This window comes from Rhizobium sp. AN6A, assembly GCF_900215635.1.
In the GTDB taxonomy this organism is placed as follows: Bacteria; Pseudomonadota; Alphaproteobacteria; order Rhizobiales; family Rhizobiaceae; genus Agrobacterium; species Agrobacterium tumefaciens.
The window spans coordinates 1,625,698-1,647,162 of sequence record NZ_OCNC01000003.1; the positions used below are offsets into that span (position 1 = coordinate 1,625,698).

Annotated in this window: 20 protein-coding genes; 14 read left to right on the forward strand and 6 right to left on the reverse strand. The window is 58.6% G+C overall.

Annotated features, from left to right (window positions below; translation table 11 throughout):
- The first annotated feature begins 59 nt into the window (after window positions 1-59).
- From CRO62_RS11320 to CRO62_RS11340, 5 genes are all read left to right on the forward strand, one after another.
- Window positions 60-884: a bifunctional allantoicase/(S)-ureidoglycine aminohydrolase gene (locus CRO62_RS11320; protein ID WP_019564590.1), complete on the forward strand. Its 825-nt coding sequence runs from the start codon at window positions 60-62 to the stop codon at window positions 882-884.
- Between the two features lie 174 nt (window positions 885-1,058).
- The gene (locus CRO62_RS11325; RefSeq protein WP_097100217.1) at window positions 1,059-2,564 is read left to right on the forward strand and encodes a sensor domain-containing diguanylate cyclase; all 1,506 of its coding nucleotides are present in this window, start codon (window positions 1,059-1,061) and stop codon (window positions 2,562-2,564) included.
- Between the two features lie 263 nt (window positions 2,565-2,827).
- Window positions 2,828-4,351 (forward strand): sugar ABC transporter ATP-binding protein, encoded by a 1,524-nt coding sequence (locus CRO62_RS11330; protein ID WP_097100218.1) that lies wholly within the window; start codon window positions 2,828-2,830, stop codon window positions 4,349-4,351.
- Between the two features lie 51 nt (window positions 4,352-4,402).
- The gene (locus CRO62_RS11335; protein ID WP_025595778.1) at window positions 4,403-5,404 is read left to right on the forward strand and encodes an ABC transporter permease; all 1,002 of its coding nucleotides are present in this window, start codon (window positions 4,403-4,405) and stop codon (window positions 5,402-5,404) included.
- Between the two features lie 89 nt (window positions 5,405-5,493).
- Entirely contained in the window at window positions 5,494-6,447 is a 954-nt protein-coding gene (locus CRO62_RS11340; RefSeq protein ID WP_097100219.1) for a substrate-binding domain-containing protein, read from the forward strand.
- A gap of 207 nt (window positions 6,448-6,654) precedes the next feature.
- Here the strand turns inward: CRO62_RS11340 and CRO62_RS11345 are convergent, their stop codons facing one another.
- Window positions 6,655-7,548, reverse strand: a complete 894-nt coding sequence (locus tag CRO62_RS11345; RefSeq protein ID WP_003510664.1) for a LysR family transcriptional regulator — start codon at window positions 7,546-7,548, stop codon at window positions 6,655-6,657.
- Window positions 7,549-8,085: 537 nt separating this feature from the next.
- On the opposite strand from CRO62_RS11345, the gene odc2 reads away from it, so the two are divergent.
- The 6 genes from odc2 to CRO62_RS11375 all read left to right on the forward strand — a co-directional run bounded on the left by odc2 (window position 8,086) and on the right by CRO62_RS11375 (window position 13,551).
- Entirely contained in the window at window positions 8,086-9,219 is a 1,134-nt protein-coding gene (gene odc2 / locus CRO62_RS11350) for an ornithine/lysine decarboxylase (protein WP_003510663.1), read from the forward strand.
- A gap of 194 nt (window positions 9,220-9,413) precedes the next feature.
- The gene (locus CRO62_RS11355; protein WP_013761478.1) at window positions 9,414-9,983 is read left to right on the forward strand and encodes a GNAT family N-acetyltransferase; all 570 of its coding nucleotides are present in this window, start codon (window positions 9,414-9,416) and stop codon (window positions 9,981-9,983) included.
- A gap of 143 nt (window positions 9,984-10,126) precedes the next feature.
- Window positions 10,127-10,528, forward strand: a complete 402-nt coding sequence (locus CRO62_RS11360; RefSeq protein WP_097100220.1) for a MarR family winged helix-turn-helix transcriptional regulator — start codon at window positions 10,127-10,129, stop codon at window positions 10,526-10,528.
- 91 nt (window positions 10,529-10,619) lie between these two features.
- The gene (locus CRO62_RS11365; RefSeq protein ID WP_013761455.1) at window positions 10,620-11,915 is read left to right on the forward strand and encodes an MFS transporter; all 1,296 of its coding nucleotides are present in this window, start codon (window positions 10,620-10,622) and stop codon (window positions 11,913-11,915) included.
- 282 nt (window positions 11,916-12,197) lie between these two features.
- A complete protein-coding gene (locus tag CRO62_RS11370; protein WP_003510654.1) occupies window positions 12,198-12,896 on the forward strand; it encodes an OmpW/AlkL family protein in 699 nt (232 codons plus the stop codon).
- 211 nt (window positions 12,897-13,107) lie between these two features.
- The gene (locus CRO62_RS11375; RefSeq protein WP_097100221.1) at window positions 13,108-13,551 is read left to right on the forward strand and encodes a glyoxalase superfamily protein; all 444 of its coding nucleotides are present in this window, start codon (window positions 13,108-13,110) and stop codon (window positions 13,549-13,551) included.
- A 48-nt stretch (window positions 13,552-13,599) separates the two neighbouring features.
- Here the strand turns inward: CRO62_RS11375 and CRO62_RS11380 are convergent, their stop codons facing one another.
- The 4 genes from CRO62_RS11380 to ugpB all read right to left on the reverse strand — a co-directional run bounded on the left by CRO62_RS11380 (window position 13,600) and on the right by ugpB (window position 17,780).
- Window positions 13,600-14,661, reverse strand: a complete 1,062-nt coding sequence (locus CRO62_RS11380; RefSeq protein WP_097100222.1) for a sn-glycerol-3-phosphate import ATP-binding protein UgpC — start codon at window positions 14,659-14,661, stop codon at window positions 13,600-13,602.
- Complete coding sequence (gene ugpE, locus CRO62_RS11385) at window positions 14,661-15,509, reverse strand: sn-glycerol-3-phosphate ABC transporter permease UgpE (protein WP_003510648.1); 849 nt, start codon at window positions 15,507-15,509, stop codon at window positions 14,661-14,663. The genes CRO62_RS11380 and ugpE overlap by 1 nt, the downstream gene beginning before the upstream one ends.
- A 10-nt stretch (window positions 15,510-15,519) precedes the next feature.
- The gene (ugpA, locus tag CRO62_RS11390) at window positions 15,520-16,401 is read right to left on the reverse strand and encodes a sn-glycerol-3-phosphate ABC transporter permease UgpA (protein ID WP_003510646.1); all 882 of its coding nucleotides are present in this window, start codon (window positions 16,399-16,401) and stop codon (window positions 15,520-15,522) included.
- 68 nt (window positions 16,402-16,469) lie between these two features.
- The gene (ugpB, locus tag CRO62_RS11395) at window positions 16,470-17,780 is read right to left on the reverse strand and encodes a sn-glycerol-3-phosphate ABC transporter substrate-binding protein UgpB (RefSeq protein WP_179784513.1); all 1,311 of its coding nucleotides are present in this window, start codon (window positions 17,778-17,780) and stop codon (window positions 16,470-16,472) included.
- A 355-nt stretch (window positions 17,781-18,135) separates the two neighbouring features.
- On the opposite strand from ugpB, the gene CRO62_RS11400 reads away from it, so the two are divergent.
- The 3 genes from CRO62_RS11400 to CRO62_RS11410 all read left to right on the forward strand — a co-directional run bounded on the left by CRO62_RS11400 (window position 18,136) and on the right by CRO62_RS11410 (window position 20,049).
- Window positions 18,136-19,242, forward strand: a complete 1,107-nt coding sequence (locus CRO62_RS11400; RefSeq protein ID WP_179784502.1) for a CobW family GTP-binding protein — start codon at window positions 18,136-18,138, stop codon at window positions 19,240-19,242.
- Window positions 19,239-19,517 (forward strand): hypothetical protein, encoded by a 279-nt coding sequence (locus CRO62_RS11405; RefSeq protein WP_065659474.1) that lies wholly within the window; start codon window positions 19,239-19,241, stop codon window positions 19,515-19,517. The genes CRO62_RS11400 and CRO62_RS11405 overlap by 4 nt, the downstream gene beginning before the upstream one ends.
- 94 nt (window positions 19,518-19,611) lie before the next feature.
- Window positions 19,612-20,049: a YqaA family protein gene (locus CRO62_RS11410; protein ID WP_003510639.1), complete on the forward strand. Its 438-nt coding sequence runs from the start codon at window positions 19,612-19,614 to the stop codon at window positions 20,047-20,049.
- An 83-nt stretch (window positions 20,050-20,132) separates the two neighbouring features.
- On the opposite strand, the gene zigA is transcribed toward CRO62_RS11410, so the two are convergent.
- Window positions 20,133-21,338: a zinc metallochaperone GTPase ZigA gene (gene zigA, locus CRO62_RS11415; RefSeq protein WP_097100224.1), complete on the reverse strand. Its 1,206-nt coding sequence runs from the start codon at window positions 21,336-21,338 to the stop codon at window positions 20,133-20,135.
- Window positions 21,339-21,465 lie beyond the last annotated feature (127 nt).

The window sequence follows — 21,465 nt, forward strand, 5'->3', positions numbered from 1 at the left end:
TATTTGATTAAACGTCGCTACAGGCCTAAGAATTCGCGCGAAATGCGTTGCAGAATGGAATGGCTGAAATGAAGAAATATTATTCGGATATGGGCGGTCTGCCGGGTCAGACGGAACTGCTGTCGAGCAAGGCTGTTTTCAAGACTGCCTATGCGGTCATCCCCAAAACCGTCATGTCCGATATCGTGACGAGCGTGCTCCCGCACTGGACCGGGACACGGGCCTGGATCATCGCCCGGCCGATGACCGGTTTTTCTGAGACTTTTGCGCAATATATCGTTGAAGTGCAGCCCGGCGGCGGCAGCGAGCGGCCGGAGCCAGACGCAAGGGCGCAAGCGGCGATCTTTGTCGTTGATGGTGAAATGACCGTGGAGTTCGAGGGCGTGCAGCATGCATTGCGGACCGGTTCCTTCGCCTTCCTGCCCGCCGGCTCGCGCTGGCAGCTGCGCAATTCCGGCACGGCACCAGTCAAGTTCCACTGGGTCCGCAAGGCGTTTCAGGCGGTGGACGGCCTTGAGCCGCCGCCGGCGATCTTCACGCATGAAGATGAGCACGCTCTGTCGGCGATGCCGGATACGGACGGCAAATGGGCGACCACCCGGTTTATCGATCCCGACGACGTGCGTTACGACATGCACCTCAACATCGTCAGCCTGGAGCCGGGCGCTACCATTCCTTTCATGGAAACCCATGTCATGGAGCACGGTCTTTACGTGCTGGAAGGCAAGGCGGTTTACCGGCTGAACGAGGATTGGGTGGAAGTGCAGGCGGGTGATTTCATGTGGCTGCGCGCTTTTTGCCCGCAGGCTTGCTATGCAGGCGGGCCGGGCCGTTTCCGCTACCTGCTCTACAAGGATGTGAACCGCCACGTGAAGCTCTGGTAACGGGCGGAATCTTGGCGAAACCGAGATTTATCGCGCAATCCGGTGGCTTGCGCGATAAAGGCTTGCGTTGGATCGAATATCCCTAATAAATCCAGATATGCGGTCAGTCATCGCTGTCTCGCACGATTTCGGCATTCGGCATCCGCCCTTATTATCCTGAAGAAGACTGCCCGTATGATTGAAACGATCGATACCAATATCTTCAATCTTGCCCCTGTGGCGATGTGGATCGAGGATTTCAGCGAGGTGAAAAGCCAGTTCGATATCTGGCGGGCGCAGGGCGTCGAGGATATCCGGGCGTTTCTGCTGGAAGATCTGTCGCGGGTGGCAGCGTGCTCGCAGAAAATCCGCGTAGTTCAGGTTAATGCCAAGACGCTGGAACTGTTCGAAGCGCGGGACAAGGCGCATCTGATCGATAATCTGCACCGGATTTTCCGCGATGACATGCTTGAAAGCCATGTGAACGAGCTTTCCGAGCTTTGGGCTGGAAAAACCGAATTCATCAGCAACGCCGTCAATTACTCGATTGGCGGAAAGCGGCTGGATATCCAGCTGCGCGGTGCGGTGATACCCGGCTACGAACAGACGCTCGGGCGGTTGCTGCTGACCACAGAGGATGTGACCGAACGTGAGGAGGCTCGCCGCAAGGAGCTTTTCAACCGCCGTTATGCTGAAGGCATGTTCCAACATTCGCCGGTTTCCCTGTGGGTGGAGGATTTCAGCCGGGTTCGGCGTCTGATCGAGGAGGTCAGGGAACGCGGCATCGTCGACTTCCGGGTGTTCATGGATGTGCATCCCGAATTCGTGCGCCAATGCATGAGCGAAATCCGCGTGATCGATGTCAACCGGGCAACACTGGACCTGTTTTGTGCACCGGACCGTCAGGTTCTCTTGCAGCGGCTTGGCGATATTTTCCGTGGTGAAATGGAAAAGCCCTTCCGCGAACAGCTGATGGAGCTGTGGAACGGCAATCTCAACCACCATCGCGAAGTGGTGAACTACGCGCTGGATGGTTCAGAGCGGCATGTGCTGCTGCATTTCTCCGTTTTCCCCGGCCACGAACGCGACTGGTCGCTGGTGCAGGTGGCACTGACTGATATTACGGCGCGGAAAAAGGCGGAGGCCTATCTCGAATATCTCGGCAAGCACGATGTGCTGACCAAGCTGCACAATCGCGCCTTCTATTCGGACGAAATGAACAGGCTGGAACGCAGCACGATCCGGCCCGTTTCGGCCATCGTCATCGATCTCAATGGCCTCAAGGACGCCAATGACAAGCTCGGGCACGACGCAGGCGACGCGCTGTTGCGGCGCCTTGGCGAAGTCCTGAACGGTGTCGTTACTGCGCCGAACCATGCTGCGCGCATTGGCGGTGATGAATTCGCCATCCTTTTGCCCGGCGCAGACAAGCAGATCGCCGCGGCGATGGTGGATACCATTTACGAACTGCTGAAGATCAACAACCAGTTCTACTCCAATGCGCCGCTTAGTCTTTCGCTGGGCGTGGCAACCAGCGAGGCCGGCGAGACAATGGAGTCGCTGGTGCGCCGTGCCGACATGCATATGTACGAGCAAAAAAACGCCTATTACGCCGCGATGCGCAACAGGTCTGCCGACAACAGCGATACAACGAAGGCCTCCCCGCAACCGGAAGCCAGTTCCCTGAAGCGCCTTCTCTAACCACAGGCATCTCGTGGGTGCATTGCCTCACTGAGGATTTCCAACGCTCTGCCGGACCATGGCCGCCTATTTTTGGGCCTTCAGGCGCCATCGTCCTGGTCAAATTTGAGTGTATTCTAAAAGACCAGCGAAATTTGCTTTACGTACCTCAAAACGGACGTTAGCTTCTTCCCAAGAGCTTTGGGAGGAGTTCGTGCATGATGATTTCAAGTAAAATCGAGGGGCAAGCTCCGTTCATTCGCACCGGGTACCGGTGACGACACATGGCTTTTGCTGAGGAATCTCCAGATCAGGCCCTTATACGGACTATCGGGTTGTCCAAATCTTTCGGTCCCGTCCAGGTTCTGAAGGATATAGAGATTTGCGTGCGCGCCGGCGAAGTTCACGCCATCATTGGCGAGAACGGCGCCGGCAAATCGACGTTGATGAAACTGCTTGCGGGCAATGAGAAGCCTTCGAGCGGGGAAATCAGGATCGATGGCGAGGCAGTTACGCTGAGCGGACCTGTCGACGCTGAACATCGCGGCATCGTTCTCGTGCATCAGGAAATATTGCTGGCCCCGGATCTGACGGTGGCTCAGAACATCTATCTGGGCCGCGAATTGTGCAAAGGCCCGATGATGGACGATCGCGCCATGCGTGCCGGCGCCCTGAGGGCTATCGCCGATCTCGGCGGTACGATCGATCCCGATGCCGTCGTCGGCAGCCTGTCGATTGCCCAGCGCCAGCTGGTGCAGATAGCCCGCGTTCTGCTCGTGCCGCATCGCGTCGTCATTTTCGACGAGCCGACCGCAAGCCTCACGCCCATTGAAACCGATGCGCTGTTGAACGTTATCAGGGACATAAGGGCAAAGGGCGTGGCCGTGCTCTATATTTCGCACCGCCTGCCGGAGGTGAAGGAGATTGCCGACCGTGTGACCGTTCTGCGCGATGGCAGGTTGGTCGGCTCCCACCCAATATCGGCGCTTGAGCCCGCCGATATGGCGCGGTTGATGGTGGGACGCGATGTCGCCAAGCTCTATCCGGACAGGAACGCCGGCGGCGAGCACGAGCCTGTCTTACAGGTGGAGCATTTCACCGTTCCCGGTTATGCGCAGGATGCCGGTTTCAGCCTGCGAAAGGGCGAAATCCTAGGTTTTGCGGGTCTGGTCGGCGCGGGCAGAACGGAGCTTATGGAGGGCGTGCTTGGCCTGCGTCCAGGGCGGGGGACGATCCGCCATCTCGGAAAGCCTGTGCATTTTGCAAAGGCGGAAGACAGTCTGAAGGCCGGCATCGTTTATCTGAGCGAGGACCGCAAGGGCAAGGGATTGCTGCTGACGAAGGATTTGCGGGTCAATCTCACACTCGCCTCGCTGAGGAAATTCAGCCGCCTGTTCCAGATCGATATCCGTCGGGAGAAGGCAGCGCTCGATGATGCGGTGCGTGATTTCGATATTCGCACGGGAAGTAAGGACTTGCTCGCGGGCCAGCTGTCCGGCGGTAACCAGCAAAAGCTGCTGCTCGCCAAGATGATGCTGCTCGATCCATCGATCGTCATCATCGACGAGCCGACGCGCGGCATCGATATCGGCACCAAGGAACAGATCTACCGTTTCATAGCAAAGCTTGCAGACGAGGGCAGGTCGATCATCGTCGTGTCCTCGGAGATGCCGGAACTGATCGGCATCTGCGACCGCGTCCTTGTAATGCGCTCCGGCAGGATCGTCGGCGAGGTGACGGGGGAACGCATGACCGAAAACGATATCGTGGCGCTTGCGACTGGCGTGCACACGCAGGAATTCGCCTGAGGGCTAATGTCCCGGCAGATTGGCCTGAAGAAAAGACAATTGAGGGGAAATATGACTGAGGCCGCACTTGATAACGGCAAAACGCCGAAGACCTCGAAAGACTGGGACCTGCGCGCCGTTGCGCCCTTTGTGGCGCTGGCTTTGCTGCTGGTTCTCGGCGCCGTCGCCAATCCGAATTTCATCGGCATCGACAATCTGCTGAACGTGGTTACCCGCAGCGCCTTCATCGCCATCATTGCGCTCGGCGCCACCTATGTCATCACATCCGGCGGACTTGATCTCTCCGTCGGCGCGATGGTGGCTTTCGTTGCCAGCCTGATGATCCTGTTCATGAACAGCGGCGTTATTGCCAATCCGCTGGTGATGCTGCTGGCCGCCATGGCGCTGGCTATCGCCATCGGCGCCGCTTGTGGGCTTGCAAACGGCCTCATCACCACCATCGGCCGCATCGAGCCCTTCATCGCCACGCTTGGCACCATGGGCATTTATCGCGGTCTCACCACCTGGCTGTCGCAAGGGGGCGCGATCACGCTGCGCAACCCGGAAATCCAGACGCTTTATCGCCCGGTCTATTTCGGCAATGTTATCGGTGTGCCGGTGCCGGTCATTGTCATCTTCGTCACGGCCGCCATCGCCGCTTTCGTGCTTTACCGTACCCGTTACGGCAGGCATCTGACGGCGGTAGGTTCCAGTGAGGATGTGGCGCGTTATTCCGGTATTTCGGTCGTTCGCGTCCGCACGATTGCCTATGTGGTTCAGGGGCTTTGCGTCGCCGTTGCCGTCCTGCTTTACGTGCCGCGTCTTGCCTCCACTTCTGCCACTACAGGCATGTTGTGGGAGTTGCAGGCCATCACCGCCGTCGTCGTCGGTGGCACCGCGCTACGGGGCGGGGTGGGGCGCATCTGGGGCACGATTTGCGGCGCCTTCATTCTGGAAATCGTTGGCAACATCATGATCCTGTCGAACTTCGTCAGCGAATATCTGATCGGTGCCATTCAGGGCGCGATCATCATCATCGCCATGCTGGTGCAGCGTTCGCTCAGCCGCAGATAGCCGGACATCGATGAGACATCTGGCCGCGCAATCTGGGGCATGCGCGGTTACAACAGGAGGAACGCCCCGGTCTTGGGAGGAAAGAGACTATGCGTAGAAAATTCATCGGCGTGGCATTTGTCGCGCTGGCTGCCGTTCTTGCGGGTTCTGCCCATGCGCAGGAGAAGAAGGTAACGATCGGCGTATCCATTCCGGCGGCCGACCACGGCTGGACGGCGGGCGTCGTTTACCATGCCGAACGGGTGGCAAAGCTTCTGATGAAGGAGCATCCGGGTCTGAACGTCATCGTCAAGACCTCGCCGGATGCCGCCAATCAGGCAAACGCGCTTCAGGATCTCGCCGTGCAGGGGCTGGACGCACTGGTCGTGCTGCCGTCTGATCCCGATCCGCTCGTCAACGCCATCAAGGAGATCAAGGACAAGGGCACCTTTGTCGCGCTCGTCGACCGCGCGCCGAGCGTCAACGACAATTCGATCCGCGATCTATACGTTGCGGGTAACAATCCGGCACTGGGACAGGTGGCAGGCGAATACATCAAGAAAACCACGCCTGATGCGGAAGTGGTGGTCATTCGCGGTCTGCCGATCCCGATCGACCAGCAGCGCCAGGATGGTTTCGACAAGGGTATTGCCGGCTCCAGCGTCAAGGTTCTCGACCGCCAGTACGGCAACTGGAACCGCGACGACGCCTTCCGCGTGATGCAGGACTACCTGACCAAATACAAGAAGATCGACGTGGTCTGGTGTCAGGACGACGACATGGCGGTTGGCGTGCTGGAGGCAATCCAGCAGGCGAAACGCACCGATATCAAGTATATTGTTGCTGGCGCCGGCTCCAAGGACATGATCAAGCGCGTGATGGACGGCGACAAGCTGGTTCCGGTCGACGTGCTCTATCCGCCGGCGATGGTGGCGACCGCCATGCAGCTGACGGCTGGTCATTTTTACGATCAGGTGCCGGTTGCCGGCGAGTATATTCTCGACGCGACGCTGATCACCAAGGAAAATGCCAAGCAGTTCCACTTCCCGGATTCGCCGTTCTGATAAGCGGTTTCCGGCAATGCAACGCCCGCTGAAAGGCAGGCGTTGCATCCGCACTCCGGCACCCCGGACCAGATTCGGGGTGCAGCGCGATCAAGTCGTTGATCGCGATAGAGTCATTCATGGCGCGGGCGCGCCGCGGCTCGATGCCGGATTAAATACGGCATGACGAGGGGAAGGTCGGCGGAAACTATACCGCTCCCCCGCTCTTCATCCATTTTTCCTGAACCACGCCGAGAGATAATCCACGAAGCTGCGCACTTTGGCGGGAAGGTAACGGCGGTGGGGGTAGACGGCATATATGCCGCGGTCCTTGGAAATATAGTCGTCGAACAGGGTCACAAGCTCGCCGGACTGGATGAAGGGTCTTGCAATAAAGTCCGGCACCATGGCGATGCCAAGCCCTGCGCGGGCGGCGCGGAGTGTCGCCTGCGGGCTGTTCACCTCGATCGGCCCACTGATGGTAACGGAGTTCGAGCCGCCATCCGCTTCAAGATAACGCACGGTGTTGTGGAAGCGGGTGTTAGTGTCGATGATGAAGGGCACTCGGGAAAAGTCCTGCGGACCATTGAGCGGGCCGTGTCTGGCGACAAAATCCGCCGTCGCCACTGCATAGACCCGGAAATCGGAGATCTTGCGGGCGATGAGGCCTGAATCTTCCAGCCGCGTTATGCGAATCGCAAGGTCGAACCCTTCCTCGATCAGATCGACGAATCGGTCATCGGCGACGATTTCCAGCGACAGTTCCGGATTTTCCTTGGCGAAATCGATGAGGCTCTGGCCAACATCGGCGTCGATGAAGGTGCGCGGAACGGATATTCTGAGCTTACCCTTCAGATCGGCATTCTTTTCGCGCACCAGATCGGCGAGGTTGTCGATCTCCTTCAAAATGTCGGAGGCGGTGCGGTAATAGGTATGGCCGGCCTCCGTCAGCGAGAATTGCCGGGTGGTGCGGTTGAGAAGCAGTGCACCGAGATCATCTTCCAGTTCCCGGACATATTTGGACAAAAGCGCCTTGGAACGCCCGGTCTTGCGGGCAGCGGCGGAAAAACCCTCCGCTTCGACAACGTCGATAAAGGCGCGGATGCGGGTGAGCGTGTCCATGAAAATCCTCCGGTTCGTTCCATATAATTGAACGCTGAGGCGTGACTGTTCAACCCGTAAAATGGTTGCCGAAAAAATCCGCTATATGGTGAAAAAATCCTCTTGATTATGACGGCGAATATTCTTATCTCCCGTGCTGCCCAAAGTCGCACGTGCCCATGTGTGTCCGCCGAGTCCTCGATGTGGTGAGGAGTTCGGTAAGGTACCTGGAACTAACCCCTCCAGTCGCTATTCCGGCCAACCGGGAAATGCGAGGACATATGAAGCAACGACGGTGCGGGCCTTTCTGGTTCTCTGCCGGCTTTCCATCAGCCGGGGTACTGAAGAGGCACACCATCATTGCCTGAAGTGCGGTCGGGTCATTCCCTCCAATCGATGGCAGACAAAGCCGAATGATGCTCTGGCAGGGCGTCATTCATATTTGCGCCTTGAGCGTATGCTATCGATTCTGCGCCTCCACCGGCTGATTCGTATGCATATCTCGAGCGTCCTTTGTCCTCCGGATTTTCCGGAGCCGGTTTTATAGGGAATATATCGATGACGACTGCACGCATTCTCGATTTCATCAAGACCCGACGTCCCGAAGGCCCTTGCCTCGTGGTCGACCTCGACGTCGTGCGCGACAATTTCAACGCGTTCCGGCATTCGCTGCCGAACAGCGCGATCTATTATGCGGTCAAGGCAAACCCGGCTCCCGAAATCCTGAAGCTGCTTGCTTCACTCGGCTCCAACTTCGATTGCGCCTCCGTGGCTGAAATCCAGATGGCGCTTGATGCAGGTGCAACGTCCGACCGGATCTCGTTCGGCAACACCATCAAGAAGGAACGCGATGTCGCCCGCGCTTACGCGCTCGGCATCGATCTCTTCGCCGTCGACAGCCATGAGGAAGTCGAGAAGGTTGCCCGTGCCGCTCCTGGCGCGCGCGTCTTCTGCCGCGTGCTGACGGACGGTGAAGGTGCCGAATGGCCGCTGTCGCGCAAGTTCGGCTGCGTACCGCAGATGGCTGTTGATGTTCTGGTCTACGCACATCAGCTGGGCCTCGAATCCTACGGCGTATCCTTCCATGTCGGTTCGCAGATGATGAATCTCGACGCATGGGATGCAGCGCTGGGCGATGCCAAGCGCGTTTTCGCTTCGCTGTCCAAGCAGGGCATTCACCTGCAGATGGTCAATATGGGCGGTGGTTTCCCGACCAAGTACCTGCGCGACGTTCCTGCTGCCGAAGAATACGGCCAGGCTATCGACACGGCGCTGCGCAAGCACTTCGGCAATCAGATCCCGAAGACGATCATCGAGCCGGGCCGTGGCATGGTGGGTAACGCTGGCGTCATCAAGGCGGAAGTTGTTCTCGTGTCGCGCAAGTCCGACAACGACAACCATCGCTGGGTGTTCCTCGACATCGGCAAGTTCGGCGGTCTCGCCGAGACGATGGACGAGGCTATCCGCTACCCGATCCGCACCGAGCGCGATCAGGACGAGATGGAGCCTTGCGTTCTTGCCGGTCCGACCTGCGACAGCGCCGACGTGCTGTACGAAAAGAACATGTACCCGTTGCCGGTCTCTCTGACCATCGGTGACGAGGTTCTGATCGAGGGCGCAGGTGCCTATACGACGACCTATTCGGCGGTTGCCTTCAACGGTTTTGAGCCGCTAAAAGCCTACGTCATCTGATCCGAACGCCGCCCGCTGAGTAAGGCGGCGTCTCGAACAAGCTTCCGTTCCGGCTTTGCCGATTGTGCTGTTGCGCAAATCCCTGCTTGCTGCTCCTCTTCCAGCCGAGGAAAGCGTGTCGGCGGGCCGGAACGGCTCCACCATTTTTTGATCAAGGGCCGCGTGTGGGCGGTTGTGTGATGGAGGGCCGAGAGATGGCCGCTCTTCTGAATTCGGTACGTGCATTTTTCACCCCGCAGACATTTCATGTCGATCAGGAAAATCCGGGCGATGTCGTTGCTCGTGAAAACCTGCTTGACCGCGCCATGGGCGCTGGCCGCCGCCGCAAGTCTTCCGAAAAGCTGCGCGCCGGCCGCGTGCCGGCGGAAGGTCTGGCGCTCGTCGCCCGTGACGAGGACGGCCATGTCATCGGCACGGTGCGCCTGTGGAATGTCGAGGCCGGCATTTCGCGCGAAGGCCGCGCTGTTGAAGCGCTGCTGCTTGGCCCGCTTGCGGTTGACGCTGCCCATGAGGGCAAGGGCATCGGTTCGGCGCTGATGCGTGCAGCAATCTCCGAGGCAACCAAACGCGGCCATGGTGGCATTCTTCTGGTCGGCGACGCCGCCTATTATGAGCGTTTCGGCTTTTTTGCCGATAAGGCCCAGCACCTGATCATGCCCGGCCCGTTCGAGCGCAGTCGTTTTCTGGCGCTTGAACTCAAGGCCGGCTGGCTGGAAGGTGCGGCTGGTATGCTGGTCGCAAGCGGCCGCAGGCTCTCTGCCTGAGACGAGCCCTGTCACTGATATGAAACCCCGGCTTATTGCCGGGGTTTTTCTTTCTACCCTGTGCCTTGCGGACGGCCTTTGATTGCCGATAATTTCCGAACATCTCTTGCGCAGGAGAATTTGCGGGTATATACCCGAGACAAATGCCAAACGATAGTTGTCACTGCATCCTGCTGCGCAAAGCATCCCGTAAGGTCTCGTCCTATTACGATGAGGCGCTGGCGCCGCTTGGCGTCAATATCGGCCAGTTCAGCCTGTTGCGGAACATCAACCGCATGGCGCCGGTGTCGCTCTCCGATCTCGCCGCTCGGGTGGAACTGGACCGCTCGACTGTTGGCCGCAATACCAAGGTGCTGGCCCGCATGGGGCTGGTGGCCATCGGCCATGGCGAGGATCAGCGCGAAGCGATGCTGACCGTGACGGAGCAGGGGCAGGAGATCCTGAAAACAGGCGCGCCCCTCTGGGACGGAGTTCAGGACGAAATCGAGGCCCGGCTTGGCCCTGAAAAGACCGCTCAATTGCAGGAACTACTCGCAGCCCTGTAATTTTTTTGATGATAAAACGGGTATCTGCCCGCAATATAGGGTATATACCCGTAAAATTTCGGCCGCTGGCCGCTGGAAAGGGATTTTGAACATGCTCTCCACACGCCTTGCCAGCTGGATGGCCGACAGAAACATACATTATGGGTGGCTTGTTGCTGCAACCACCTTTTTGACGATGCTGGCAACCGCCGGCGCGATGGGATCGGCCGGGGTGATGATCCAGCCGCTGCATCAGGAGTTCGGCTGGGATATTGCCGATATTTCATCTGCCATGGCGGTCAGGCTGGTGCTCTTCGGCCTGCTCGGGCCGTTTGCCGCTGCCTTCATGAACCATTTCGGTATTCGCCAGGTCGTGTCGACGGCCCTTGCGCTGATCATGGGCGGCATCGTCGCCTCGTTCTTCATGACTGAGGTGTGGCAGCTTTTGCTGCTATGGGGCGTGGTGATCGGTGTTGGCACCGGCATGACGGCACTGGTGCTGGGCGCGACCGTGGCATCGCGCTGGTTTTCAAAGCGCCGGGGACTGGTGATCGGCCTGATGACGGCCAGTAACGCCACCGGCCAGCTGGTTTTTCTGCCTTTGCTAGCGGCACTGACGGAAGCCTATGGCTGGCGCACCGCGCTGACGCTATCCGTTGCGGTGATTGCGATCGCCATGATTCTCGTGCTGCTCTTGATGCGTGACCATCCCGCCGATGTCGGCCTGCCAGCCTATGGCGAGACGGTGGTGGTAAAACCGCCGAAGCAGGACCACAAGTTTCTTGCAACACTGGCATCCCCTATACTGACGTTGAAGAGCGTGTCCGGAAACCCGGTTTTCTGGGTGCTTTTCGGCACGTTCTTCGTCTGTGGACTTTCCACCAACGGCCTTATCCAGACGCACTGGATTTCCATCTGCGGTGATTTCGGCATGGCGGCGGTCACGGCGGCCGGCACACTGGCGGTGATCGGCATTTTCGATTTCTTCGGCACCATCTTCGCCGGCTGGCTTTCTGACCGTTTCGACAACCGCTTCCTGCTCTTCTGGTTTTACGGTCTGCGCGGGCTGTCCCTGATCTATCTCTCCTTCTCGGGCTTCAGCTTCGTGGAACTTTCGGTCTTCGCCGTATTTTACGGGCTGGACTGGGTGGCAACCGTGCCGCCAACGGTGAAGCTTGCCGCTGAGAGTTTCGGCCGCGAAAAGGCGGGCCTGGTTTTCGGCTGGGTGTTTGCGGGGCATCAGTTGGGGGCCGCCACCGCTGCCTTTGGCGCAGGTTTCTTCAAGAGCGACTTCGACACATACATGCCCGCGTTGCAGATTGCCGGTGTGATGTGCATGATCGCTGCTGTCTCGGTGCTGCTTCTCAAAAAGCCGGGTTCCGCGACTTTGGCACCGCAGGCCGCCTGAGATTACAAAGGAGAAGGCTTGTGAAAGCAGGCCGACTTCCGACTGCCGGGCCCGCTATTTTGACCGTTGTCATGGCTGTCTGTTGCGTAATTGTCACAACATGCGCCGGCTAGCTGCGCTGGCTTATCGTTCGCCTTTCGGTTTGATCCATCTCAATCCGCTCAACTCTCCCTTGGCGATAGTGGCCGTAGCGGCTGCGGCAAGCGAGGATTCGCGAAGGCCCGCCGCCATCAGCCGGTTTCCCGGGCTTGCCCGGCTGCGGCGCGCGATAGGAGAGATGGAATGACGAACAGGAACAAAAAAACCGCCTTGCTTGCCAGTGTTACGGTGAGCGTCGCGGCGATGCTGATGTCGGCCAACGCGATGGCGGCAGATCTGGCCCCGCCGGCACCAGCCCCCACCGCTGAAGAGGCGATTGCGGCGGCGAGCCCATGGATGCTGCGCGTGCGTGGTCTCGGGGTCATCACCCATGACAGCGGCAGCGTTGACGGTGTGCCGGGTGCGGGTCTCTCATATTCGGATACGGTCATTCCTGAACTCGACATCAGCTATTTCTTCACCCCGAATATCGCTGCTGAACTCATCCTTGGCACCACATACGCCAAGATCAACGGCGAGGGTGTGCTGGCCGGCACGCCGGTGGGCAAGACATGGCTACTGCCGCCGACACTGACCCTGCAATATCACTTTACCGATTTCGGCGCCTTCAAGCCCTATATCGGCGCGGGCGTGAACTATTCGATGTTCTACAACCAGTCCGAAAAACCCGGCTTCAGCAATCTTGATGTCAAGAACAAGTTCGGCGCGGCCGTGCAGGTGGGTTTCGACTACATGCTGGACGAGCATTGGGGCGTGAACTTCGACGTGAAGAAGATTTTCCTGAAGACCGACTGGACCGCAGAACTTGGCGGCACGCCAATCAGCGGCAAGGCGAAACTCGATCCCTGGTTGATCGGTGCGGGTATCACCTATCGCTTCTGACCTTGGCCTAGGTGCCGGCGCCGCCTTTGACGGGCGGCGCTTTCTGAGCTATATGGACGGCCACGGGCAGAAGAGCCCCGGCCGTCCGCAGGCGTTTGCGCCCCTGGTGAAGCTCTTTTTGGAATAACGGTCATCCCCATGTTTTGCATGTCGTCGATGGCAACGCGGACCCCTTCGGAAAAATACGGCATGCGCATGTTGGAGAACCGTTATGAACGTGTCCAAACCGCTTCCCGCGCTTGAGGGACTGAAAGAGCAGGCAAAACGGCTGCGCGCCGCCCTTGAAGTGCAGGGGCAAACAATCACCCATTCAAAGGCGCTGGAACTCATCGCCGCGCAATATGGCTTCCGCGACTGGAACACCCTGCATGCCACGGCGGGAAACCGTCCCGCATTCAATCCCTATCTTCTTGGTTCGCGGGTGGAAGGCCTCTATCTAGGCCAGCCCTTCGTAGCCTCCGTTCTGGGCGTGCAAACGCTAGGCGGCGACCCGGAACGCTACCGGCTGACCCTGCATCTCGACGATCCCGTGGATGTGGTGACCTTCGAAAGCTTCTCGGCTTTCAGGCAGCGTATCCACTGCAATATCGATACGTCCGGACGTACGGTGGAGAAAACCTCCAACGGTCGGCCACAGGTTGAGCTGGTCTGGTAGTCCGAGCACCCGCCGAGAGGCGGGTGTCTCCTTGGCTGTCGTAAGATCCTAAATCCGCTTCCCCGCTGCATCAAACAGATGGAAGTCCTTCGTCTGGGCGGCAATCCGCAGGTTTTCGCCGATGCCAAGCTGCGAACGGCCGGGAACGCGGAAGACGATGGTGGTGCCGTCTGTGAAGGAGCCATGCACGTAGCTTTCCGCGCCCACCAGTTCCACGGCGTCCACGCGCACGGTGCCGGTGAAGGCGGCATCGGAAGCTCCTGCTTCCGCGAGCGTGATGTCTTCCGGGCGGATGCCAAGTGTGGCAGCGGTTTGCGGCAGCGCACCTGATCCATTCACCGACCATCCGGATGCGCCGTTAGCCGATGGGGTGCCGTAGGGCAGGAGGTTCATGGAGGGCGAACCGATGAAGGTGGCAACGAAGGTGGTGGCCGGTTTTTCGTAAAGCTCGATAGGTGTGCCGATCTGCTCGATGCGGCCGGCATTCAGCACCACGAGGCGGTCGGCCAGCGTCATGGCTTCCATCTGATCATGGGTTACGTAGACGCTGGTGGTGGCTAGCGAGCGTTGCAGGCGGCGGATTTCGACGCGCATCTGCACGCGCAGCTTGGCATCGAGGTTGGACAGCGGCTCATCGAACAGGAATGCGGCGGGCTTGCGCACGATGGCACGGCCCATTGCCACGCGCTGGCGCTGGCCACCCGAGAGCTGGCGCGGCCTGCGCTCCAGATATTGTTCGATTTCCAGTGCTTTGGCCGCCTCGGTGATACGCCGGTCGATCTCGTCCTTCGGCGTGTTGCGGTTCTTGAGGCCATAGGCGAGGTTCTGCCGCACCGTCATATGCGGGTAAAGCGCGTAGTTCTGGAACACCATGGCAATATCACGGTCTGACGGTTCGAGATCGTTGACGACTCGGTCGCCGATGACGATCTCACCGCCCGATATGCTTTCCAGCCCGGCGATCATGCGCAGCAATGTTGATTTTCCGCAGCCGGAGGGGCCGACCAATACGATCATCTCGCCATCGGCTATATCCATCGATACGCCCTTGATGGCGTCGACATTGCCGCCGTAAACCTTGCGGACGTCTTTCAGCGCAATTTTTGCCATTACTTCTCGGTCTCCACCAAACCTTTGACGAACCAGCGCTGCATCAGCACCACAACGATAATCGGGGGGATGATGGCGAGGATCGCCGTCACCATCACATAATTCCAGGGCGTCGAAGCGTCGGTGAAATCCACCATGCGCTTGAGGCCGATGATGATCGTGTTCATCTTGGCGTCGTTGGTCACGAGCAGCGGCCAGAGATACTGGGTCCAGCCATAGATGAACAGGATCACGAAGAGAGCGGCGATATTGGTTTTCGACAGCGGCAGCAGAATATCGCGCATGAAGCGGAACGGCCCTGCATTGTCGATACGCGCCGCCTCGACCATTTCACCGGGAATGGTCAGGAAAAACTGCCGGAACAGGAACGTCGCCGTCGCGGATGCCATCAGCGGCAAGGTCAGTCCCGCATAGGTATCGATAAGCCCCAGGTCGACGATGACCTTGTAGGTGGGCAGGATGCGCACCTCCACCGGCAGCATGAGCGTGATGAAGATCATCCAGAAGAAACCCATGCGGAAGGGAAAACGGAAAAACACGATTGCGAAAGCTGACAGGAACGAAATGACGATCTTGCCGATGGCAATGGCGAGCGCCACCACAAAGCTGTTGAACAGCAGCCGTTCAAGGCTGACGCCAACCACTCTTTCGACGCCTCCGACCATGGCGTCTGTATAGTTTTCACCAAGATGGTCGCCGGGCAGCAGCGACATCGGTGGGCGGATGATGTCATTCGACGTCATGGATGACGCGATGAAGGTGTAGTAGATCGGGAAAGCCACGATGATGATGCCGAGAACCAGCATCAGATGGGCGATCACGCGGGCGACCGGGCGATTTTCAATCATCAGGAAATCCTCAGCCGTAATGCACGCGCTTCTCGACGAAGCGGAACTGGAAGGCGGTCAGCGCAATGACGATCACCATCAGGATGACGGATTGCGCGGCGGAAGAGCCAAGGTTCAGGTTTACGAAGCCATCATTGTAGACCTTGTAGACCAGTGTTTCCGTCGCCTTGGCAGGGCCGCCGCCGGTAACTGCGTGGATGATGCCGAACGTATCGAAGAAGGCATAGACCGTGTTGACGACCAGCAGGAAGAAGGTCGTCGGCGCCAGCAGCGGGAAAACGATGGTCCAGAAGCGCCGCGAGCCGCGTGCGCCGTCAATGGAGGCCGCCTCCAGCAATGATTTCGGAATTGCCTGCAAGCCTGCGACAAAAAACAGGAAATTATAGCTGATCTGCTTCCATGCGGCGGCTGCGACCACGAGCAGCATGGCCTGATTGCCGTTGAGCAGCGGGTCCCACATAATGCCGTTGCGGCGCAGGATATAGGAGAAGGTTCCCATGGCCGGATTGAACATGAACAGCCACAGCATGCCAGCCACGGCGGGTGCCACAGCATAGGGCATGATCATCATGGTGCGGTAAAAGCCCTTGCCGCGCACCACGCGGTCTGCCGCCGTTGCCAGAAGCAATGCCAGTCCCATCGAGACCAGTGCGGTCAGGACGCTGAAAATGACCGTGACGTGCAGCGCGTTCAGATAGCTTTCATCCGAAAGTACGGCGGAAAAATTGGCCAGCCCGACGAAATTGCTGTTCAGCCCGAAGGCATCCTCGCGCATGGTCGACTGGTAGAGCGCCTGGCTTGCGGGCCAGAAGAAAAAGATCACCGTCAGGATGATCTGTGGCGCGACCAGCAGATAGGGCAGGATCTTGTTGGGGAATACGACGCTTTGCACGGCGATCTCCTGATGAAATGGGAATACCGCCCGCACCGGGTAAGGATGCGGGCGGGGGCAGGGATCGTTTAGTTGCCGGTGGCCTGCTTGATGGCCGCATCACCGCGCGTGACAATCTTGTCGAGTGCGGATTTCGCGTCCTGCTTGCCGGCCAGCATCGCCTCGAACTCTTCGTTCATGATGTCGCGCACCTGCGGCAGGTTCACGAGGCGCACGCCCTTGGAGTTTTCTGTCGGTGGCTTGCCCATCATCTGCAGAAGCGGCGTTTCGCGGCCGGGATTCTTGTCATAGAAGCCGGATTTCTTGGTTTCCTCATAGGCCGCGATTGTTACCGGCATGTATCCAGAGACCTGATGCAGACGAGACTGGATCTTGGTCTGGGAAAGGAAATGGAAGAACTCGGCCACACCTTTATATTCGGCATCGCTCTTGCCGCCGAAGACCCAGAGGCTCGCGCCGCCGGGAATGGTGTTCTGCGGACCATGACCCTCGTAATAGGGAAGCTGGCCGATACCGTAATTCATGCCGGTCTTGATGATATCGCCAAGGCCGCCGGAGGATTCGGTAAGGATGCCGCATTCACCGGACATGAACAGCTGCTTGGCTTCCGAAGTGCGCCCGCCGTAACGGAAGGTGCCGTCTTTCGCAAGGTCGGCAATGGCCTGGAAGTGTTCGACGAAGAGCGGCGCGTTGACGGCAAGCTTCACATCGGTGCCGCCCAGCCCGTTTTCATTGCTGCCATAGGAAACGTTGTTCCATGCGGCAAAGTTTTCGGTTTGGATCCAGGTCAACCATGTTGAGGTGAAGCCGCATTGGGCAGCGCCGCTTGTCTTGATCTTCTTGGCGGCTTCGAAAACCTCCGGCCAGGTCTTCGGCGGATTTGCCGGGTCAAGGCCTGCCTTCTGGAAGGTATCCTTGTTGTAATAGAGGATCGGCGAGGACGAATTATAGGGGAAGGACAGCATGGTGCCGTCAGGCTTGGAATAATAGGCGACGATGCCGGCCAGATATTCCTCCTTGTTGAAGGTGTAGCCGCCTTCCTTCAATACTTCCGCCACCGGTTTGATTGCGCCGGCAGCACCCATCATCACGCCGGAACCGGCGTCGAAGACCTGAATGATCGCCGGCGGCTGCTTGGCGCGGAAGGCGGCAATGCCGGCATTCAGGGTTTCCGGATAGGTGCCCTTGAAGACGGGCATGATCTTGTAGTTTGTCTGGCTTTCGTTGAACTCTTTCGCGAGCGCGTCCACGACCTCGTTATTGGCGCCGGTCATGGCATGCCACCACTGGATTTCCGTCGCGGCGAATGCGTTCGATGTGACAAAAAACGAAAGCGCAGATGCCGCAGCAAGACGGTAGCTGAGTTTTTTCAAGGCGATTCCTCCCATTTTAAAAACAGTAAAAGATACAGCCCCTTATTGCAGCCTATCCTCCTCGATATGGCTGCGGGCGAGCTTTTCTGTATTAGCGGCCTGATTTAAAGCGAACTCTAATGAAAATGCAATAGACGGTGGAACGAAAAAAACGAAAGTGAACGAAACGGTTTTATTATTCCATTTTGGGTCCGCTTTGGTTTTTTCGTGTGCTTGCGGGCATGGCTCGCGACGGGATACCGGAAGCGGTCTGCCGAGGCCATATTCACGAGGAATTTCTAACAAGGAGTATTGATATGTTATTACATTACGTATTAAGTCTCTCCAAGATTGGCTGCTTGAAGGTGCGGATGTGTTCGGAATGAAGCGGAAGAAGGCGGTTGCACCAGAAGACGTCTCGTCCGTCACCCCATCCAGCGGAACGGTGCCTGTCACACTGCTTACCGGCTTTCTGGGCGCGGGCAAGACCACGCTTCTGAACGAGCTTCTGAGCGAACCGGAAATGCGTGGTGCCGCCGTCATCGTCAACGAATTCGGTTCGGTGCCCATCGATCACGGCCTGGTCCGCACCGGTTCGGAGCGTTATTTCAGGACCACGACCGGCTGCATCTGTTGCACCGCCACCAGCGATATCCGCACCTCGCTTTACGAGTTGCATCAGGCCTTTCTGGAAGGGGTGGTGCCGGAAATATCGCGTGTCGTCATCGAAACCACCGGCCTTGCCGATCCTGCGCCGATCATCAACAGCCTGATTTCCGGCGGTACGCCTGCCGCCGGCCTGCGCGACCATATCGTCGCCCGCCACTTTCATCTCTCCGGCGTCGTTACTGCTTTCGACATTACCTCCGGCCAGGCGATGCTCGACAGTTTCATCGAGGGCTGGAAACAGCTTGCCTTTGCCGATCACATTGTTTTGACCAAAACCGATCTCACTGACGGGGCGGCGATGGGCTGTGAGAGCCTCTCCGATCTCAATCCTGCCGCGCGCCTGCATGACCGCAATGCGCGCGACTTCAATCTGATGTCGCTGTTTGCGCCAGCGGATTATTCGTTGCGTAACAAGCCGGAAGACGTGACGGGCTGGCTTGCCGCCGACAGGCTGAGCCTGCATGCCGCGCACGGGCACGATATCAACCGTCATGGTGCCGGGGTAGAGGCGTTCGATTTGACGTTCGATGGCGCTTTCGATCCGCAGGCGATCGTTACCTTTCTCGAACTCGTCACCAGCAACGTGCATTCCGGTCTGCTGCGGCTCAAGGGAGTTTTCGGTGCGACGGATGATCTGAACCGTCCAGTGGTCGCCCATGCCGTGCAGCACCGGCTTTATCCGCTGAGCCGTCTGGAAAGCTGGCCGGATGGCAACCGTGCAACCCGTGTTGTCCTCATTGGCATGGATATGCCGCAGCAGCCGATCCGCGATCTTTTCGAGGCATTGGCCTCGCAGGCAGCAAGAAAGGTTTCCCGATGACGGCAAGAGCAAATCCGCTTGCACGCAGCGGCTCTGCGATAGTCTCTCAGGCCCGTCTTCTGAAACACTGGACGCGGGAGCTGCTTGCCCTCCGCGAGGACGAGATCGTTTCCGTCAACGAGATTGCCTGCGTGCAGCCGGATTGCCCACCGAAGGAAACGGTAATCCTCGTTTTGTCCGCATCCGGCAAAACCCGGCAATTCTCAATTCACCAGGCGCTGCTGGATATAGAGCGTGATGATATCGTCAGAGCCGTCGCCGCCAATCCGCCGTAAGGCCATCTGTATCGAACGCCATGGCGCTTGACGACAGGTGTCGTCATCCGGCACTTCAGGAGCAGCGGGATTCGCTAAATCTGAAGGGTACGGAATGGCCGATCTGGCGGTATATGCGGGTTTGTTTCTGACGGCTTTTGTCGCGGCAACCATCCTGCCCATGCAGTCGGAGGCCGCACTTGCCGGCCTGATCCTTTTGAAGTCCCAGCCGGTCTGGCTGCTGGTTACTGTTGCCAGCGCCGGCAATGTCGCCGGATCCCTCGCCAACTGGCTGCTCGGCCGTGGCATCGAACGCTTCCGGCATCGGCGGTGGTTTCCTGTGGGGGAAGCCGCGCTGCAACGTGCCCAGAACTGGTACAGGCGTTACGGCAAGTGGTCGCTGCTGCTCAGCTGGGCGCCGCTGATCGGCGATCCGCTGACGGTTGCGGCCGGCATCATGAAGGAGCCGCTGCCGGTTTTTCTTCTGCTTGTTACCATTGCCAAGGTTGGGCGTTATCTTGTGCTGACGCTGGTGACGCTGAATTTTCTTTGAATTGCGTTGCCGAGACCTTCTCCCCGGTGGGGAGAAGGCGAAAGAGGCATCCGCTCGTCTAAAATGCCGGAGTTGAGAACCAATCAAGCCGCCTTCCGGTCCCAGTTGGCGAAGGGGTCGGGCAGGTGTCGCCATGCGTCCGGGGTGAAGGCATCTGTGTCGATCAGACACGCATCGAGCTGCGCTCGGATGCGCGCTTCGCTCATGGGATCGGAACCGATGAAGACGATTTCCTGCCGGCGGTCGCCAAAGACCGGGTCGAGATAGGGCTTCATCATGTCGAGGAACTGCTGCTCGCGCGGCCATTGCTCGCTCGGCACGGCGGACCACCAAAGGCCCATTTTGCCGGTGCGCACCAGTGCGCCAGCCTGGCTTATCTCCCCGACATAAGCCGGCCGCGTGGCCAGCCAGAAGAAGCCTTTGGCACGCACCACACCCGGCCAGGCGCGGTCGATAAAACGTTGGAACAGCACGGGATCGAACGGCTTCTTGGCGCGGTAGACGAAGGAGCGGATGCCATATTCCTCGGTCTCGGGAATGTGGTCCTTGAAACCGTGCAACTCCTTGAACCACAGCGGGTGTTCTTCGGCCTTGGCGAAATCGAAGCGGCCGGTGCCCAGCACCTCCTTCAGTTCCACCTTGCCGAAATCGGCTTCGATGAGTTTTGCATCCGGGTTCAGCCCGACGATGATTTTGCGGGCGGCGTCACGCTCATCCGGCGTGGCAGTGCCGATCTTGTTGAGGACAACGACATCGGCAAATTCGATCTGCTCGACCAGAAGGTCGACGATAGTGCGGTTGTCCCCTTCACCCGCCGTCTCACCACGGTCGGCAAGAAAGTCGGAGGAACCGTAGTCGTTTAGAAGATTGGCGGCATCCACCACCGTCACCATCGTGTCCAGATGCGCGACATCGGAAAGGCTGCGACCGTTTTCATCGCGAAAATCGAAAGTGGCGGCCACCGGCAGCGGCTCGGCGATGCCGGTGGATTCGATCAGCAGATAATCGAACCGGCCCTGCTCGGCGAGCGCGCGTACCTCATTCAGAAGGTCGTCGCGCAGCGTGCAACAGATGCAGCCGTTGGTCATTTCCACAAGCTGTTCCTCGGTGCGCGAAAGATTGGCGCCGCCATCTCGCACAAGTGCCGCATCGATATTGATCTCGCTCATGTCGTTGACGATCAACGCGACCCGCAGACCGTCACGGTTGGCGAGAATATGGTTGAGAAGCGTCGTCTTTCCGGCACCAAGAAAGCCGGAGAGGACAGTGACGGGAAGTTTTTTCGACATGCGAGCCTCGTTTTATTAGCGGTGGTAGCGTGGGAGTCATCGTCGTCACGACTTGCGGTAGAGAACGACGGGGCTAGTGGCCACATCACTTGTTGTTTGTAACGTAATAACATTACATGAGCGCGGC

Coding starts and splice junctions, on each gene's coding strand:
- CRO62_RS11355 (WP_013761478.1), top strand. CDS start 9,414: ATGGCCGCTCTTCTGAATTCGGTACGTGCATTTTTCACCCCGCAGACA.
- CRO62_RS11335 (WP_025595778.1), top strand. CDS start 4,403: ATGACTGAGGCCGCACTTGATAACGGCAAAACGCCGAAGACCTCGAAA.
- CRO62_RS11360 (WP_097100220.1), top strand. CDS start 10,127: ATGCCAAACGATAGTTGTCACTGCATCCTGCTGCGCAAAGCATCCCGT.
- CRO62_RS11405 (WP_065659474.1), top strand. CDS start 19,239: ATGACGGCAAGAGCAAATCCGCTTGCACGCAGCGGCTCTGCGATAGTC.
- CRO62_RS11365 (WP_013761455.1), top strand. CDS start 10,620: ATGCTCTCCACACGCCTTGCCAGCTGGATGGCCGACAGAAACATACAT.
- CRO62_RS11410 (WP_003510639.1), top strand. CDS start 19,612: ATGGCCGATCTGGCGGTATATGCGGGTTTGTTTCTGACGGCTTTTGTC.
- CRO62_RS11380 (WP_097100222.1), bottom strand. CDS start 14,661: ATGGCAAAAATTGCGCTGAAAGACGTCCGCAAGGTTTACGGCGGCAAT.
- CRO62_RS11370 (WP_003510654.1), top strand. CDS start 12,198: ATGACGAACAGGAACAAAAAAACCGCCTTGCTTGCCAGTGTTACGGTG.
- CRO62_RS11345 (WP_003510664.1), bottom strand. CDS start 7,548: ATGGACACGCTCACCCGCATCCGCGCCTTTATCGACGTTGTCGAAGCG.
- ugpE (WP_003510648.1), bottom strand. CDS start 15,509: ATGATTGAAAATCGCCCGGTCGCCCGCGTGATCGCCCATCTGATGCTG.
- CRO62_RS11325 (WP_097100217.1), top strand. CDS start 1,059: ATGATTGAAACGATCGATACCAATATCTTCAATCTTGCCCCTGTGGCG.
- odc2 (WP_003510663.1), top strand. CDS start 8,086: ATGACGACTGCACGCATTCTCGATTTCATCAAGACCCGACGTCCCGAA.
- CRO62_RS11340 (WP_097100219.1), top strand. CDS start 5,494: ATGCGTAGAAAATTCATCGGCGTGGCATTTGTCGCGCTGGCTGCCGTT.
- CRO62_RS11375 (WP_097100221.1), top strand. CDS start 13,108: ATGAACGTGTCCAAACCGCTTCCCGCGCTTGAGGGACTGAAAGAGCAG.
- CRO62_RS11330 (WP_097100218.1), top strand. CDS start 2,828: ATGGCTTTTGCTGAGGAATCTCCAGATCAGGCCCTTATACGGACTATC.
- CRO62_RS11320 (WP_019564590.1), top strand. CDS start 60: ATGGCTGAAATGAAGAAATATTATTCGGATATGGGCGGTCTGCCGGGT.
- CRO62_RS11400 (WP_179784502.1), top strand. CDS start 18,136: ATGAAGCGGAAGAAGGCGGTTGCACCAGAAGACGTCTCGTCCGTCACC.
- zigA (WP_097100224.1), bottom strand. CDS start 21,338: ATGTCGAAAAAACTTCCCGTCACTGTCCTCTCCGGCTTTCTTGGTGCC.